Annotated in this window: 21 protein-coding genes; 13 read left to right on the top strand and 8 right to left on the bottom strand. The window is 34.1% G+C overall.

What is annotated here, in order from left to right:
• Nucleotide 1: 1 nt before the first annotated feature.
• Nucleotides 2-397 (top strand): biopolymer transporter ExbD, encoded by a 396-nt coding sequence (locus tag Q1W72_RS05935; RefSeq protein WP_099713490.1) that lies wholly within the window; start codon nt 2-4, stop codon nt 395-397.
• Nucleotides 398-497: 100 nt separating this feature from the next.
• On the opposite strand, the gene Q1W72_RS05930 is transcribed toward Q1W72_RS05935, so the two are convergent.
• The 4 genes from Q1W72_RS05930 to Q1W72_RS05915 all read right to left on the bottom strand — a co-directional run bounded on the left by Q1W72_RS05930 (nt 498) and on the right by Q1W72_RS05915 (nt 4625).
• Entirely contained in the window at nt 498-1397 is a 900-nt protein-coding gene (locus Q1W72_RS05930) for a hypothetical protein (RefSeq protein ID WP_099713489.1), read from the bottom strand.
• A 195-nt stretch (nt 1398-1592) separates the two neighbouring features.
• A complete protein-coding gene (locus Q1W72_RS05925; protein ID WP_099713488.1) occupies nt 1593-2819 on the bottom strand; it encodes a Glu/Leu/Phe/Val dehydrogenase dimerization domain-containing protein in 1227 nt (408 codons plus the stop codon).
• Between the two features lie 87 nt (nt 2820-2906).
• Complete coding sequence (locus Q1W72_RS05920; RefSeq protein ID WP_099713487.1) at nt 2907-3485, bottom strand: chalcone isomerase family protein; 579 nt, start codon at nt 3483-3485, stop codon at nt 2907-2909.
• A 72-nt stretch (nt 3486-3557) separates the two neighbouring features.
• On the bottom strand, nt 3558-4625 hold the full coding sequence (locus tag Q1W72_RS05915; protein ID WP_099713486.1) for an anhydro-N-acetylmuramic acid kinase: 1068 nt from the start codon (nt 4623-4625) through the stop codon (nt 3558-3560).
• Nucleotides 4626-4713: 88 nt separating this feature from the next.
• On the opposite strand from Q1W72_RS05915, the gene Q1W72_RS05910 reads away from it, so the two are divergent.
• The 10 genes from Q1W72_RS05910 (at nt 4714) to Q1W72_RS05865 (ending at nt 12066) form a co-directional block, all read left to right on the top strand.
• Nucleotides 4714-5853 carry an acyl-CoA dehydrogenase family protein gene (locus Q1W72_RS05910; RefSeq protein WP_099713485.1) on the top strand — a complete coding sequence of 380 codons (1140 nt, stop codon included), beginning with the start codon at nt 4714-4716 and terminating at the stop codon, nt 5851-5853.
• A 100-nt stretch (nt 5854-5953) separates the two neighbouring features.
• Nucleotides 5954-6631: a Crp/Fnr family transcriptional regulator gene (locus Q1W72_RS05905; RefSeq protein ID WP_302137616.1), complete on the top strand. Its 678-nt coding sequence runs from the start codon at nt 5954-5956 to the stop codon at nt 6629-6631.
• Between the two features lie 80 nt (nt 6632-6711).
• On the top strand, nt 6712-7311 hold the full coding sequence (locus Q1W72_RS05900; protein ID WP_121340928.1) for a peroxiredoxin-like family protein: 600 nt from the start codon (nt 6712-6714) through the stop codon (nt 7309-7311).
• Nucleotides 7312-7313: 2 nt separating this feature from the next.
• A complete protein-coding gene (locus tag Q1W72_RS05895) occupies nt 7314-7772 on the top strand; it encodes a YHS domain-containing (seleno)protein (protein WP_302137615.1) in 459 nt (152 codons plus the stop codon).
• A gap of 13 nt (nt 7773-7785) precedes the next feature.
• Nucleotides 7786-8166, top strand: coding sequence for a DoxX family protein (locus Q1W72_RS05890; RefSeq protein ID WP_282718132.1), 381 nt, complete (start codon nt 7786-7788; stop codon nt 8164-8166).
• A gap of 9 nt (nt 8167-8175) precedes the next feature.
• On the top strand, nt 8176-8664 hold the full coding sequence (locus tag Q1W72_RS05885; protein WP_113636783.1) for a DinB family protein: 489 nt from the start codon (nt 8176-8178) through the stop codon (nt 8662-8664).
• Nucleotides 8652-9362 (top strand): NRDE family protein, encoded by a 711-nt coding sequence (locus Q1W72_RS05880; RefSeq protein WP_282711811.1) that lies wholly within the window; start codon nt 8652-8654, stop codon nt 9360-9362. The genes Q1W72_RS05885 and Q1W72_RS05880 overlap by 13 nt, the downstream gene beginning before the upstream one ends.
• Nucleotides 9363-9372: 10 nt before the next feature.
• Entirely contained in the window at nt 9373-10407 is a 1035-nt protein-coding gene (locus Q1W72_RS05875; RefSeq protein ID WP_302137613.1) for a D-alanine--D-alanine ligase, read from the top strand.
• Between the two features lie 4 nt (nt 10408-10411).
• Nucleotides 10412-11065, top strand: coding sequence for a hypothetical protein (locus tag Q1W72_RS05870; RefSeq protein ID WP_302137612.1), 654 nt, complete (start codon nt 10412-10414; stop codon nt 11063-11065).
• A gap of 20 nt (nt 11066-11085) precedes the next feature.
• A complete protein-coding gene (locus Q1W72_RS05865; RefSeq protein WP_302137611.1) occupies nt 11086-12066 on the top strand; it encodes a M28 family peptidase in 981 nt (326 codons plus the stop codon).
• A 1-nt stretch (nt 12067) separates the two neighbouring features.
• Here the strand turns inward: Q1W72_RS05865 and Q1W72_RS05860 are convergent, their stop codons facing one another.
• The gene (locus Q1W72_RS05860; RefSeq protein ID WP_302137609.1) at nt 12068-12637 is read right to left on the bottom strand and encodes a GNAT family acetyltransferase; all 570 of its coding nucleotides are present in this window, start codon (nt 12635-12637) and stop codon (nt 12068-12070) included.
• 131 nt (nt 12638-12768) lie between these two features.
• Between Q1W72_RS05860 and Q1W72_RS05855 the strand changes: the two genes are divergently transcribed.
• Both Q1W72_RS05855 and Q1W72_RS05850 read left to right on the top strand, forming a co-directional pair.
• Nucleotides 12769-13446: an SDR family oxidoreductase gene (locus Q1W72_RS05855; RefSeq protein WP_302137608.1), complete on the top strand. Its 678-nt coding sequence runs from the start codon at nt 12769-12771 to the stop codon at nt 13444-13446.
• A gap of 23 nt (nt 13447-13469) precedes the next feature.
• Complete coding sequence (locus Q1W72_RS05850) at nt 13470-14072, top strand: SprT-like domain-containing protein (protein ID WP_282718116.1); 603 nt, start codon at nt 13470-13472, stop codon at nt 14070-14072.
• A gap of 2 nt (nt 14073-14074) precedes the next feature.
• Here Q1W72_RS05850 and Q1W72_RS05845 read toward each other — a convergent pair whose 3' ends face one another.
• From Q1W72_RS05845 to Q1W72_RS05835, 3 genes are all read right to left on the bottom strand, one after another.
• Nucleotides 14075-14836 carry an ABC transporter ATP-binding protein gene (locus Q1W72_RS05845; protein ID WP_099713472.1) on the bottom strand — a complete coding sequence of 254 codons (762 nt, stop codon included), beginning with the start codon at nt 14834-14836 and terminating at the stop codon, nt 14075-14077.
• Nucleotides 14833-15582 (bottom strand): ABC transporter permease, encoded by a 750-nt coding sequence (locus Q1W72_RS05840; protein ID WP_099713471.1) that lies wholly within the window; start codon nt 15580-15582, stop codon nt 14833-14835. The genes Q1W72_RS05845 and Q1W72_RS05840 overlap by 4 nt, the downstream gene beginning before the upstream one ends.
• A gap of 68 nt (nt 15583-15650) precedes the next feature.
• The gene (locus tag Q1W72_RS05835; protein WP_282711806.1) at nt 15651-16499 is read right to left on the bottom strand and encodes a glycosyltransferase family A protein; all 849 of its coding nucleotides are present in this window, start codon (nt 16497-16499) and stop codon (nt 15651-15653) included.
• Nucleotides 16500-16531 lie beyond the last annotated feature (32 nt).

Genomic DNA, 16531 nt, shown 5'->3' with positions numbered 1-16531 from the left:
TATGTCTATAAAAAGAAAAAGAAGATTTCATGCCGAGGTCGCGACTTCTTCATTAAGTGATATTATGTTTTTCCTGTTGTTGTTTTTCTTGATTATATCAACATTGGCGAATCCTAATGTTATCAAGATGACGTTGCCAAAAGCACAATCAAACGAAAAAACAAACAAGCAATACATTAGTTTATCTGTCACAGAAGATAAAAAATTCTACATCGACAAGCAACCTGTTTCATTTGAAGAACTGGAAACAACCTTGATGTCTAAGATGGATTCATCAAAGGACCAAACTGTAATTGTTCGCATTCCATTCAATTTACAAGTACAAGACTTAGTTGACGTACTGCAAATAGGAGTTAAGAACAATCTGAAGTTTGTGATTGCCACCAGTCCTAAGTGATTTCATTAAGAGTTTTACAAAGTAAATTAGTTAAGCTGATTTTAAAATAAAAAAAATGCCTCGATATTTCGAGGCATTTTTTATGTAGCTTTATATGATTTTAATTCAAATTGAAATTGTAAACAATCTTACCGACTTGCTTTTCCGGGGCATCGCTGCTGGCATCCCATCTCGTGTTCATTGCAGCAATTCTGGCTTGATCTAATAAACATTTTGCGGTATTCGTAGTTCCTTTTACACCGGCAACTGCATTTACAGTCCTTCCGGTTCTGTCAACAGAAACTTCTACAACTACTTTCCCTTGTTCATTACATGTGTATTTTGGTGCAGGTTTAGAGAGTGCTTTTCGGTTTCCTAAGGAGTATCCAACTCCTCCGCCTGAACCACTTCCGGTTCCTCCTCCGCTTCCGGAGCCATAGCCACTGCCAGTTCCTATTCCGGTTCCGGTACCATTTCCTCCGCCTGTTCCTCCACCGGAACCACCCGTTCCATAATAACCGTTAGAACTCAAGCTTCCGTTGGCTTTTCCTTTGTTTCCGGCTGCTTTGTCATCGCCATCGCCACCTTTATTAGAACCTTTTAGAATGCTGGATAAAGCATCATTGGTATTGTTAGAAACTTTAGGTTTTACAACTACTGGTTTTGTTTCTTCTTTTACAACGACTATTGGTTTTTTAGTTTTTTCTTTCGTCGGAATGACAACAGTTTCTTCGGTGCTGTTTTCTTGGGATAAAATAGCTTCGTCAGGAGTTGATTTTGCAGGCGTTTGTCTGGTTTGGTTTTTTACTTCCAAAACTTCACTTTTATAATTCGCACCCGATCCTAAATCGCTGTCACCAAAATTTACTGTAACGCCACCGCCACCACCGCCGCCAGCAAGTTCATCCATGTTTGCGGGAGGCCAAAAGCGGATGAAAAATAAAATTAACAACATTGTCGCATACAAAAGAATGGATAGTGCTAACGATTTCTTTTGATCTGATGAAATGGTGGAACTCATTTGTATTTTAAATTTTAAAAAGTGTATTACTAAAAAACGTTGAAAAGTACTAAAAATTGTCAAGAGTAAAAAGCGACTGCCAGAATATAAATAATATTGCTTTCGCTTAAAACTAGAAATAAGAAAAGGGATTAAATAGATTTTAAAATCTGCTTAATCCCAGTTCCGATAAATAGTAAAAAAAACTATTTTATTTTAAGTAAGCTGCTTCAATGCGATTTCAAAAGCAGTGGCACTAATATTTGTTTTACTTGGATTCAAAGCATGTGCTTTTTCAATTGCTTTTTTGATGATTTCCGAAGTGTCTTGGAAGATAGCTTCATCCGTCATTTGTACTTTCTTTTCCATGAAGTAAGCAAAAACACGCGCCATACCACAATTAGAAATAAAGTCAGGAATTAAACTCACTTTATGATCTACATGTTCCATAATTGGACCAAAAAAGATTGCTGTGTCGGCAAAAGGAACATTTGCACCACACGAAATTACTTCAAGGCCATTCGCAATCAAGCTGTCAATTTGAGATTGAGTTACTAGTCTGGAAGCGGCACACGGAGTGAATATTTCAGCGCCAATAGTCCATATTTTTTGATTGATTTCTTCAAAAGGAATCATGTTTTCAGCAACCAGTTTGTTTCCGTCTTTTGCAAGAAATAAAGCTCTTATTTCTTCGAAAGAGAATCCTTCTTCGTTGATTAATCCTCCGTCTCTGTCGATAATACCAATTACTTTAGCGCCCATTTCGGCTAAGTAAAAAGCGGCAGCAGAACCTACATTTCCAAAACCTTGTACGATTGCTTTCTTTCCTTTTACGTCTCCACCATAGATTGTATAATAATTACGAACAGCTTCTGCAACGCCATAACCGGTAATCATATCAGCAATAGTATATTTTCTGGAAACATCTGGTGAGAATTTTGGATTTTCAATCACTTTCACCACACCTTGACGCAATTGTCCAATTCTGTTGATTTTGTCTGCTTCGGTCGGTTTGAAATGACCGTTAAAAACACCTTCTTGCGGATGCCAAACACCACATTCTTCCGTCATCGGAATTACTTCGTGAATTTCATCTACATTTAAATCTCCACCCGTTCCGTAGTAACTTTTCAATAAAGGAGAAACGGCTTTATACCAACGTTGTAAAACGCCTTTTTTTCTTGGGTCATTCGGGTCAAAATTAATTCCAGATTTTGCTCCGCCAATAGCAGGTCCAGAAACTGAAAATTTCACTTCCATGGTTTTTGCCAAAGACAAAACTTCATTCATATCCAACCCTTTTCTCATACGAGTTCCACCACCGGCAGCACCACCACGAAGCGAATTGATGACTGTCCATCCTTCGGCTTCTGTTTCAGCATCTTTCCAATGGAAAACTATTTCAGGTTCTTTATTTTCGAATTTCTTTAATAAATCTTTCATTTGTTGCGATATGTTTAATTTAGGCAAATATAAAAAATAGAATAATGTGAATTATTTATTTTTTTGAATAATTTCAAACAATAATTTTTATTGACCTAATAAATTCTTTTTAAGGTTTTCACCCACAGGATTATCCGAAAGCCAAATTCCAAAGAATGCTTTTTTGAAATCAAATCCTGCTATTTTACCTTTTAATTTGTCGTTTTTGTAGACCCAAAGAGAAGTATCATTAGGATTATAAATCAAATTAAAAATGTCATTCTCTACAATTTCATCGCTTAGCATACCTTTAAGTTGTTCCATTCTTGGGACTAAAGTAGGAAGAACATCTTTAGAAGACTGTTCGAAACCTTTATTTAAATTTCGGGTTAACTTAGCTGATGAAACCATTGAAGAGGTGATTTGTATTCTGATAGCCATTTCAGTATTACTGTCAATAATATCTTTTGCATCTTGGGAAAGTATTGTTAAATATAATGCTTGAACATATACTTCAATCATCATTTTTGATCTGGTTCCAAACCCGTTAAGCTGAAGCGTTTTATTTTGGAATTTTATTTCTCTTGGAATAATAACACCATTGACATCAAATTGGCTTTGCGCTGTAACGATGTTGGATTGAATAAGTAAAAACAGTGTAAATAGGGGTAATAAGAGTTTTTTCATGAGTTGTGTAGGTTAAATTTTTGCTAAAATTAGTCTTTTAAGCGATGAGGGAATATAGTTTAGTTAAAATATTCAATTGTTATAAATAACTCCAGAACTGTGATCTGTTTTTGCACCTGTAAAGCTGCTCAAAACATTGATTTCTCCGCGTAATTTTAAAACACCGAGTAATGCAAAAATCAGTGCTTCTTTGAATTCCAATATTTTAGCTGACGGAATAATGAGCTTCATTTTGGGTAAATGATACTGAACTCTCTCTATAAGAAAATCATTGTAAGCACCGCCGCCAGTTATAAAAAGGCTTCCGTTTTTATTGGGCAAAGCCAAAGCAATTTGCAACGCCACATGTTCGGTGAAAGTGTGTAATTTGTCTTCAATGGGAATGGAATATTTTTCGATAATAGGTAAAACAGTTTCTTTTACAAATTCGAAGCCCAATGATTTAGGGTGTTTCTTTTGGTAGAAATCCAACGCATTTAGTTCATTTAATAAATCTTTATTACAAATTCCGGTTCTTGAAATACTTCCTTTGTCATCATAATCTAATCCCAATTGATTCGCATAAAAATTTAAAACGGTGTTTACAGGCGAAATATCAAAGGCGATTCTTTTGTTATTCTGTTCAAAAGAAACATTCGAAAAACCACCTAAATTCATGCAATACTCATATTCAGAAAATAAAATTCGGTCGCCAATAGGAACCAAAGGTGCGCCTTGACCGCCAAATTGTACGTCTTGAACTCTGAAATCACAAACGACAGTTTGGTTAATTAAAGTAGCTATTTCGGGTAAATTACCAATTTGAAGTGTGAATCCGTTTTGTGGTTGGTGCAAAATAGTATGTCCGTGGGAACAAACAGCATCGAGGTCTTTTATTTCGTATTTTTCGATAAAATCAGAAATAATAACAGCCAGAAGTTGCGTGTAGTCTTGATTTAATTTTTCGAGAGCAGCTTCAGAAAAATCGACAGCTATTTTCAATTTGTTTAACCAATCAATGCTATACGAAACGGTTTCAGATTCCAGGATTTGAAAGTCCCATTTGTTGTTTTTGACAGTAAAGACAATATGCGCCAAATCGACTCCGTCCAGCGAGGTTCCGGACATAACACCTATAATAGTATACTTTTCTTTAAACATTGGCTAAATTTACGAAATCGTTTGAAATTTGATATTTAATAATTACTTTTGACGACAAATTTAAGAACATTTAATTTACAATAAAAATATGGATTTTAATCTAACCGAAGAGCATTTAATGATTCAACAAGCCGCTAAAGATTTTGCTGTAGTAGAATTATTACCTGGTGTTATTGAACGTGATGAACATTCAAAATTTCCTACTGAGCAAGTGAAAATGATGGCCGATTTAGGTTTTATGGGAATGATGGTCGATCCTAAATACGGTGGGTCTGGTTTAGACAGTATTTCGTATGTTTTGGCAATGACAGAAATCGCAAAAGTGGATGCTTCAGCAGCTGTAATCATGTCAGTTAATAATTCTTTAGTTTGCGCTGGTCTTGAAAAATATTGCAACGAAGAGCAAAAAATGAAATATTTGGTTCCGCTTGCAAAAGGGGAAGTTATTGGAGCTTTTTGTTTATCAGAGCCTGAAGCTGGAAGTGATGCGACTTCGCAAAAAACGACTGCGATAGATAAAGGAGATTATTACTTATTAAATGGTACTAAAAACTGGATTACTAACGGGTCAACTGCATCAACATATTTAGTTATTGCTCAAACGGATATTGAAAAAGGACACAAAGGAATCAATGCTTTTATTGTTGAAAAAGGTTGGGCTGGATTTGATATTGGACCAAAAGAAAAGAAAATGGGAATTCGCGGAAGTGATACGCATTCATTAATGTTTTCGGATGTAAAAGTTCCTAAAGAAAATAGAATTGGTGTTGACGGATTTGGATTTGCTTTTGCAATGAATGTCTTAAATGGCGGAAGAATAGGGATTGCATCTCAAGCGTTAGGAATTGCAACTGGAGCGTACGAAATTGCTTTAAAATATTCTCACGAGAGAAAAGCATTTGGAAAAGAAATTTTCAATCATCAGGCTATTGCTTTCAAACTGGCTGATATGTATGTAAAAGTAACTGCTGCAAAATTATTGGTAATGAAAGCGGCTTGTGAAAAAGATGAAGGTAAAGATATCGCACATTCTGGTGCTATGGCAAAGTTATACGCGTCAGAAATAGCTTTAGAAGTAGCAAATGAAGCGGTTCAAATTCATGGAGGAAACGGTTATGTTGCTGAATATCATGTGGAACGTATGATGCGTGACTCTAAAATTACTCAAATTTATGAAGGAACTTCTGAAATACAACGAATTGTAATTTCAAGAGGATTAGTTTCTTAAAGGATATAAAATAGTTTATCAAAACCCTTTCCAATTTCGGCTGGAAAGGGTTTTGTTTTTTAAATCGTTTTTTTAATACATTTACTGAAAGAATTTTTTTATGTATGAGGATTTAAAATATTGGTATTTGCGCGATCACAAATTGTTTCGAACGTTGAGTTTTGGACAAATCAGACAATTGTGTATTATCACCGGTTTTAAAAAAGCAAAGAAAGGTGAGATTATCTATTTTTCTTCTTCGGATTTGCCGAGAATTTTTCTGCTGAAAAAAGGAAATATAAAGATTGTTGCGGTCGATGAAGACGGCAATGAAACGATTAAAGATATTATTCAAAAAGGAGATTTATTTGGAGAACTGACTTTGGAAGCTGACAGCCAGTCCAATGAATATGCAAAAGTGCTTTCGGATGATGTGGCCATTTGTAGTTTTCTAATGTCGGATTTTGAAGATTTATTGTTGCGAAATCCAAGTCTGGCTTTATCTTATACAAAGTTCGTAGGGCTAAAAATGAAACGGATTAAGAACAGTTATTCTAATTTGATTTCTAAAGACGCAAAAACCAGATTGTTTCAGTTTCTAAAAGATTGGGCTGAAAAAGAAGGTAAAAAAATAGAAGATAAAGTGGTAATTGAAAATTATCTGACCCAAAATGATATTGCGCAAATTATTTGTACTTCAAGGCAAACAGCAACTCAATTGCTTAATGAAATGGAAACGAATGGTACCATCATTTACAGTAGGAAAGAAATCATTATAACGGATATCCCTAAATTATAATTATTTTAGTGGAACTGTAATCTAGCCGACAAATCTATTCGAAATTGCACAGTAGTTTTACAACATCAAAAAGTAACACTATGAAAAAAATAATTTGTCTGGCTTTATTTGTAATTGGATTATCCGTTCAGGCTCAAAATGATTTGCCAAAATTGGCTACGGAAATTGCTCCACTACTTATTGGAGAAAAAATTCCTAATTTCAATTTAAAATCAGTAGAAAATACGAATGTTAATTTAACGGAATTAATCAGTAAGAAAAGGACCGTTTTAGTATTTTATCGTGGTGGTTGGTGCCCATATTGTAATGCTCATTTAGCGGCATTGGGGGAAGCCGAAAAACAATTACTGGATTTAGGATATCAAATTATCGCGATAAGTCCGGATGCTCCAAAAAGCTTGAAGGTAACGGATGATAAAGAAAAATTAAATTATTTATTATTATCGGACAGTACAGGTGAATTGTCTAAAGCTGTTGGAATTGCTTTTCAAGCTCCAGAAAATTATAAGACTACTATAACTAAAGGTTCCGAAGGTGTGAATAGTTCTTTTTTACCTGTTCCTACGGTGTTTATTTTAAATGTAAATGGTGAAATTGAGTTTGAATACATCACACCTAATTTCAAAAATAGAATTTCAAATGATTTGTTGATTGCCGTTGCAAAATCTTTAAATAAATAATCATGAAGAAGCTACTATTTATTCTAACCGTATTGTGTACTTTTTCTGGCTTTTCGCAAAAGGATAACAAACGAGTTACTCTTTTTAATCTTGAAAAAAATGTGGCTATTCAAGGATATGATCCAGTGGCTTATTTTAAACAAGGAAAAGCAGTGAAGGGGAAAAAAGAAATAACAGCATCGTATGAAGGTGTGGTTTATTATTTTTCGATGCTAGTAAATAAAGAATATTTTTTGAAAAATCCTTCAAAATTTGAACCTCAATACGGAGGTTGGTGTGCGTATGCAATGGGAGATTCCAATGAAAAAGTGTCTATAAATCCAGAGACTTTCAAGATTAGTAATGGAAAGTTGTATTTGTTTTACAATGCTTTCTTTAATAATACATTGAAAAGCTGGAATAAAGAGGAAACCGGATTGATGATGAAAGCGGATGCGAATTGGAGTAAAAGGATTAAGTAAAAAAACAGGAATTATGAAATCAGGTATATTTTTCTGGATAATGCGACTCGCCGTGGCGGTGATTTTAGTGCAAACTTTGTACTTTAAATTTACAGCGAGTGAAGAATCAGTTTATATTTTTTCTGCTTTGGGAATAGAACCGTATGGAAGAATTGGCACTGGAATAGCCGAGTTGATTACGGTAATTTTGATTTTAATACCCAGAACTTCGTTATTTGGTGCTATAATGGGTTGCGGCGTTATGGTTGGTGCGATTTTTGCTCATCTGTTCGTGCTTGGGATTGAAGTGAAAAATGATGGTGGTACACTTTTTATTTTGGCACTAATTACCTTTCTTTGTTGTGTTACTTTAGTTTTTAAGGATAGGACTAAAGTGATGAATTTGTTGAATTAAAACTTAAATATGCTAATACCTTCTATTAATAATAGTTTAAACGAACTAATTGATTTGCTGAATCAATTGTCTCAAAAAGAATATTCAAATTCTTGTACGGAATTAAGTAATGCAACTATTGGGGAGCATACAAGGCATATTATTGAAATGTTTCAATGCTTAGAAAATCAATATGATTTAGGCATTGTGAATTATGATAAAAGAGAACGAAATACCCGTATTCAAACGGATACTGCTTTTGCTATTGAAAATATTGTGTTGATTCAACAAAATTTAGATAAAAAAAATAAAAACATCGAGTTGCTGCAAATTATTGATGGAGAGGAAATTCGAATTGAAAGCAACTATTTCAGAGAGTTACTGTATAATTTAGAACATTGCATTCATCATCAGGCGCTTATTAAAGTTGCTATTTTACAATGTGAAACAGTTATAATTGACGCTAATTTTGGAGTTGCCCGTTCTACAATAGAATATAGAAATCAATGTGCACAGTAAGTTTTGTAGCAACGAATGATAAAATTATCATTACTTCAAATCGGGATGAAAAAACAGTAAGACCGAGTGCAATACCTCCAAGAAGTTATACCGTAAACGGGAAAAATCTTATTTTTCCAAAAGATCCAAAAGCAGGAGGAACTTGGTTTGTCGCTAATGCTGACGGAACAATTTTAGTGCTGTTAAATGGCGCTGACGAAAAACATGAAGTGCAACTTCCATATCGAAAAAGCCGTGGTTTGATAGTTTTAGAGATGATCAGCAGTATTTCTCCTAAGGATTTCTGGACAGAAATTGATTTGGAAAACATAGAGCCTTTTACATTAGTTTTATTTCAAAACAATGCTCTTTTTCAACTGCGCTGGAACGGAAAAGAGAAAGAAACGACATCTTTGGACATTCATCAAAATCATATTTGGTCTTCATCGACTTTGTATCCATCAGCGATTCGTGAAAAACGTGCCAACTGGTTTCATACTTTTATGCATGACAATTTTCAAATTTCGGAATCAAAAATGCACGATTTTCATCGCTATACCGAAGAAGGAAATGATGAAAACGGTTTAGTCATCAATAGAAATGACGAGATGAAAACCTTAAGTATCACGCAATCGGTTATTGAAAAAAATAAAGTAGCTATATTGCATTACGATTTGATTGCACAACAGGATTTTTCGACCTCATTTATCACCGTTTAAAGAACTTAATTTGAAACTATTTTTTCATAAAATTACGCATTGGGAATACTGGCCTTTTCAGATTGTTTACATTCCAATTTATTTTCTTTGGTCCTATTATTCCATCAAGGCAAAATCTATTTTTTTCTTTAATGCTTCTAATCCAACCATAAAAAATGGAGGTTTTATGATGGAGTCCAAAAAAGAAATCTACAATTTGATTCCACAAAAATATTACCCAAAAACGGAATTAATAAAAGAAGGAATTGCTCTTGAAAAAATTGTTAATACTATTGAAGAAGCAAAAATAAAATATCCTTTGATTGCCAAACCAGATATTGGACTGCGAGGATCTGGGGTTAAAAAAATTAATACCATTGATGATTTAAAAGAATATGCTGAAAAAGCAAATTTCGATTATGTAGTTCAGGATTTAATTCCATACGAAAATGAAGTTGGGATTTTTTATGTGCGTTATCCTCATGAAAAAGCGGGCAGAATTACCGGAATAGTTTCCAAAGAATTTCTAATTATTACCGGAAACGGATTCTCTACCGTAGAAGAATTAATCAAAGAAAATCCTCGATACGAACTGCAATTAAAGGTTTTGAAGCAGGAATACGGAAAAAAACTACTCGATATTCTTCCAAAAGGTGAAAAATTGAATTTGGTACCTTATGGGAATCATGCACGAGGTGCAAAATTCATTGATGGAAGTCATTGGATTACACCAAAATTGACGGAAACAATAAACGAAATGTGTCTGCAAATTCCAGGTTTCTACTTTGGTAGATTGGATGTGATGTACAATACAATTGAAGAATTAGAACAAGGATTGAACTTTTCTGTCGTGGAGCTTAATGGCGCTGCAAGTGAGCCCACACACATTTATGATCCAAAGCATTCTTTGCTTTTTGCATGGAAAGAACTCGCACGTCACATTACCTATATGTATGAAATAAGCGTGGCAAACCATAAAAATGGCGCTCCGTATTTACTGCATAAAGACGGGATGAAAGAATACAGAATGCATCTGGAACAAAGCAATAAAATTGTAAATTTCTAAAATTATGAAGGCATTAAAAAACATTTTTGTTGGTTTTTTAGTGAGCTTTATCGGTTCGATACCCTTGGGATATTTGAATGTAGTAGGTTTTGAAATCTATTCAAAGCTGGGAATGAAAAGTTTGATTCTCTTTTTATTGGGAGTGATTTTTGTGGAGATGTTTGTGATTTATTTCACTTTAATTTTCGCAAAACAATTGGTCAACAATAAAAAATTAATGAAGATTATTGATTTTTTTGCCGTTTTCTTTCTGTTGATTTTAGGGTATTCTTTTTATGCTAATTCCAACCAAACAATGGAAGAGCCAGGTATTCTAGAGAAATATGCAATGTATTCTCCTTTCCTGATCGGTGTATTTTTGAATTGTATCAATTTTCTTCAATTGCCATTTTGGACCGGTTGGAACCTTTATTTGATGAATGGGAATTATATCTCCATTGTAAATAAGCTAAAATTATATTATGTTTCAGGGACTTTAATAGGTACATTTTTTGGAATGATGACTTTGGTCTTGATATTAAATACCTTGTCTCAAAACACAACTGGCTTTTCTAAATATGTAATGCCAGTGGTGATTCCGTCATTTTTTGTAGTTTTAGCTATTGTTCAAATGGTAAAAGTCTACAAGAAATATTATAGAAATAAAGTCACATCATAAAAAAATAAATCTCAATAATCATGAAAAAAGCATTCCTGTCTCTTTCTTTTATTTTCTTCGGTTGTTTGTCAGCTTCGTCAGTAATTGCTCAAACTGTGAGTAACGCGCAATTAAAAATTGTTGCGGCTGAATATAAAGTAACAGAAAATGATGTTGCCGAGACTTTAAAATATTTAGCTTCGGATGAATTAGAAGGAAGAGAAACCGGAAAAGCAGGAATGGTAAAAGCCGCTGATTATTTGGAGCAGTTCTTCAAAAATAACAATGTGAAACCCTATTTCAAATCGTATCGCGATACCTTGTCTACATTTAAAGAACCAGCTTTCAATATTGTAGGTTTTATTGAAGGAAGCGACCCAGTTCTTAAAAATGAATTTATAATTTTAAGTGCTCATTACGATCATATTGGCTTGGATAAAAAAGGAATAAATGGTGATTTTATAAATAATGGAGCCAATGATGATGCATCAGGAACAACTGCAGTTGCTGAAATGGCAAAATATTTCAGCATTGCCAAAAATAATAAACGAAGCATTCTTTTTGTGTTTTTTGCAGGAGAAGAAAAAGGGTTATTAGGGTCTAAACATTTAGCCAAAAAACTGAAAGCACAGGATTTTAAATTGTATGCTCAGTTCAATATTGAAATGATTGGTGTACCAATGAAAAGAGATTATCTAGCTTATATTACAGGTTTTGATAAATCTAATATGGCAGGTAAAATCAATGAATATACTGGAAAAAATACGATTGGTTTTCTTCCGAAAGAAGCCGAATATAAATTATTCTACAGGTCAGATAATTTCTCTTTTTATGATGTTTTCAAAGTGCCTTGCCAATCCGTTAGTACATTTGATTTTGAAAATTTTGAATTCTACCATCATGTTTCAGATGATTTCAAAGCAATGGATATTCCGCACATGACTTCATTTATTCAGGAATTATTGCCTGCTGTAACACAAATGGCAAACACGCCGACACAAGAAATTATAATGCTTAAATAGTTTAAGAAACTGCCTGACTCATATCATACGCCAAAATAAAGTACTCGTTATTATTGAATTGAAAATCTCCAATAATGGTCCATTTTAGTTTTTCGGTATGCGCTTTCGTAGACGGAATGTTGATTTTGTTAATGAAAGTTAAGGCCAATGGATATTTATGAAGCATGTGTGTTCTCATGAATTCAAACAGTGGCGTTATCAATCCCTTGCCGCGATATTCTTTGTGAATGCAAATAGGGCCATATTGAAAACTATTGTTTGTGGTGATTTCAAAATCCAAAAAGGTCAGCTCCGTAAACAAGGAACTCATGTAATTGAAAATGGGCCATTGTTTGAAAAAATCCCAACTTCCTGCAAAAATGTAAGCAATGATTTTGTTATTGTCTTTGGCAATAAATAAGTTGTTTTCATTGATGACTTCGGTTAGTTGTTCAATGGTAAATGGCGTGGTAACAAACCCGGAAGCTTTTTCTTCTTCGGATAAATTAGCTACAAGGTACAATTCCTGTAATGCCAATACGCCATCAATATCACTTATTTTTGCAGTCTCGAATTGTATGCTTTCTGTCATTTTATGAAAATTCAGATGTTAATTTGGTTTGTCAAAAATAAGTAAAATTATAGGAATCTTTAATTTTTATTACAGCAAGAATCCTTTGCGTAAAGCATTAGTTTTTTATCGTTTTTGTTTATTTTTGCTCTATGAAAAATATCATCATCACAGGAACAAGTAGGGGAATAGGATTTGAGTTGGCATTGCAATTTGCTAATGCGGGACATCAAGTGTTAGCCATTTCCAGAAAAATTCCTCAAGCTTTATTGGGTAATGAAAATATTACCTGTCTTTCGGTTGATTTAGCTACGGAGTCTGAATTAGTGAAAGTAAGCGATTTTTTATCCAAATCTTGGAAACAAATAGACGCAGTCATTCATAACGCAGGAAGTTTATTGTTGAAACCTTTTTCAGAAACGACTCAAGATGATTTTGAAAACATCTATAAAGTCAATGTTTTTGGAGTTGCTAATTTGACTAGAATTTGCCTGCCTTATTTACAAAAAGGAAGCCATGTAGTGACTATAAGTTCTATGGGTGGGATTCAGGGAAGTTTAAAGTTTGCCGGATTGGCAGCCTATAGTTCAAGTAAAGGAGCTGTTATTACGCTATCAGAATTACTAGCAGAAGAATACAAAGAGCGTGGAATTTCTTTCAATGTTTTGGCTTTGGGTTCTGTGCAAACAGAAATGCTGGCAGAAGCTTTTCCAGGCTATCAAGCTCCAATAACAGCGGGTGAAATGGCAAATTATATTTATGATTTCACTTTGACCGGAAATAAATATTTCAACGGGAAAGTGTTGCAAGTTTCTTCTACCAATCCGTAACTTGGAGTTATAAATTTTAAGTTATGAGCGAAACACTTTCAAGATATTTACCAGAGCATGCGGTAAAACCCGTTTTCGAACTTATTGTTGCCAATCAAGTGCATCTTAAGATTGTAAACGAGCGTCAGACGCGTCATGGGGATTATCGAAAAGGGTTAAATGGAAAGCATGAAATCACGGTAAATTCAAATCTGAATAAATACAAGTTTTTGATTACGTTGATTCATGAAATCTCGCATTTGGTGGCTTTCGAAAAATTTGGTAGAAATATAAAACCTCATGGTAACGAGTGGAAATATTCTTTTCAACGGTTGATGATTCCTTACATTCGACCAGAAATTTTCCCGAATCACTTATTGCCTTTATTGGCGAGGCATTTCAAAAACCCAACAGCCAGCAGTGATACGGATGCTACTTTGGCTTTGGCACTGAAACAATTTGATCAGCAAAATGATAAAAATTATGTGTTTGAAATTCCTTATGGAAGTGTTTTCCGAATCCAAAACGGAAAGATTTTCAAGAAAATAGCCATAAGAACCAAGCGTTTTGAATGCTTAGAAATGAGTTCCGGAAAGACTTATTTATTCAATCCTAATGCTGAGGTAGAATTGTTGAAATCAAGCTAGATTTACTCTTTCAAATATGCTTCTCGTACTTTTTTGAATAAATTAGAAGAATAAACAAAGGCAACGACAGCTTCGTTATCGGTTCTGAAAATTTCTTCTTTGGTTCCTTCCCAAGCTTTTAAACCATCTTTTAAGAATAGAATTTTCTCTCCTATTTCCATCACAGAGTTCATATCGTGCGTATTTATAACCGTTGTGATATTGTATTCTTCGGTGATTTCTTTGATAAGATTATCAATCAAAATAGCCGTATTTGGATCTAAACCAGAGTTTGGTTCATCACAAAACAGGTATTTTGGATTGTTTACAATAGCTCGCGCAATCGCAACTCTTTTTTGCATTCCTCCCGAAATTTCCGAAGGTAATTTTTTATGGGCGTCAGTTAAGTTGACTCTTTTTAATACAAAGTCTACGCGCTCCTGAATTTTTGAATTGTTGTCTTTGGTGAACATTTTCAATGGGAAGCCCACGTTTTCGGCTACTGTCATGGAGTCAAACAAGGCGCTTCCTTGAAATACCATTCCTATTTCAGTTCGTAAATCGCGTTTTTCATCTGGATTTAATTCAGAATAAATTCTCCCGTCAAATGAAATTGTTCCAGATTCAGGAGTGTGAATTCCTAGAAGACTTTTAAGCAAGACGGTTTTACCAGAGCCACTTTGTCCAATAATTAAATTCGTTTTTCCTGTTTCAAAAATCGTGGAAACTCCTTTAAGGATTTTGATACCGCCAAATGATTTTTCTATGTTTTTTACTTCTATCATGAGCCAAGTAACAATTGAGTTAATATGTAATTAAAAGTAATTATGGTAACTGAGGTCCAAACAAAGGATACGGTACTTGCGCGTCCTACTTCGAGTGCGCCACCTTTCATATAATACCCGTGAAAAGAAGGGATAGTTGCTAATAACATGGCAAAAATCAATGTTTTAAGGAAAGCATAAACGATGTGGAATGGAATAAAATCCAATTGAGCCCCATTTATAAACTCGTCACTTGAAGTAAATCCGCCATAAACACCAGCCATCCAGCCACCTAAAACACCCAGAAACATACTGATTCCAATAACGAAAGGATAAAGTAGTAAAGCTATTATTTTTGGAAAAACCAAATAGTTTAAGGAGTTAACTCCCATCACTTCTAGAGCGTCAATTTGTTCTGTTACTCTCATGGTTCCAATACTTGACGTGATAAAAGAACCCATTTTTCCAGCCATAATCACTGAGATAAAAGTAGGTGCAAATTCTAATATTACAGATTGTCTTGTTGCAAAACCAATAAGGTATTTTGGAATTAATGGATTGGTCAAGTTCAATGCAGTTTGTATGGCAACAACACCTCCAACAAAGAAAGAAATGAATGCTACAATACCAAGGGAACCAATGATTAAATCATCTATTTCCTTAAAAATTAGATTTCTCATCACAGACCATTTTGTCTGTTTATTGAAAATTTCTTTGAGCATTAAGAAGTATCTTCCTATCTGCGTTATATATCGAATGAGCATCATAGTTTTGTGAATATGGGCTAAATTACAAAAATAGTTATGAGTTATAAGTTATGCGTTCGTAGTTTTCGTTAGAAAATTTTTTCTTTCATTTTCTTCAAACGATACTTGCGAATAAATTTAGCTTGTTCTGCGGTTACCAATAATGGTGTTTTAGCTGCTTTTGCTTTCCAAAAACCTTTGATGTAATCTAAAAAAAGTAATGGTTTCTTTTTCATCATCGCCAGTTTTGCAGAAGCTATCGAAGTGATTAAAAATCCGTAGCCTAAAGTATAAAACGCTTCTCCTTGTTTGTAACGGGCCGTTTTATTGTAATTAGCTCCAGTTGGTTTTAAATGTTTAACAATTAAGGAAGCATCGGTAACGACTTTCCAACCGTAAAATTTTGATAATAACTCATCAACGGTATCCCAACCCATAGCCGGTTTTAAATTTCCTATTTGTTGGAAACATGCTTTTCTATAGGCTTTAAACGCACCACGAATATGATCTTTATCGGTTAGATTTTCCAGAATCCATTCGCCATTTTTTTCAATGTAGGCAAATCCGCCAGCCATTCCTATTGTTGCATCTTTTTCGAAAATGTTTAAGATAGTTTCGAAATAGTTGTTGGGTAGAATTAAGTCGGCATCCAGTTTTACGATAACATCATACTCTTCGTCCAATGTTTCGAATCCTTTATGAAAAGCCTGAATAACTTTACTTCCCGGTAAATGTATTGCGCTGGAAGTTTTGTTTACTAAAGAGATAAACGGATTTTCTTTGGCGTAAGCGGTTACTATTTCAGCTGTTTTATCAGTAGAATTATCATTGACAATCACTACTTTTTTTGGTAAAACAGTTTGAGAAATCAAAGAATCTAAAGTTAAAGCGATGAAAGCTTCTTCGTTATGAGCCGGAATAACAATATAATAATTCATTTAAAATATTTTTGAATGAAGATTAACGATTC

It is taken from the genome of Flavobacterium sp. ZE23DGlu08 (assembly GCF_030505335.1).
Taxonomy (GTDB): domain Bacteria; phylum Bacteroidota; class Bacteroidia; order Flavobacteriales; family Flavobacteriaceae; genus Flavobacterium; species Flavobacterium algoritolerans.
This window is presented reverse-complemented; position numbering and strand designations above follow the sequence as displayed.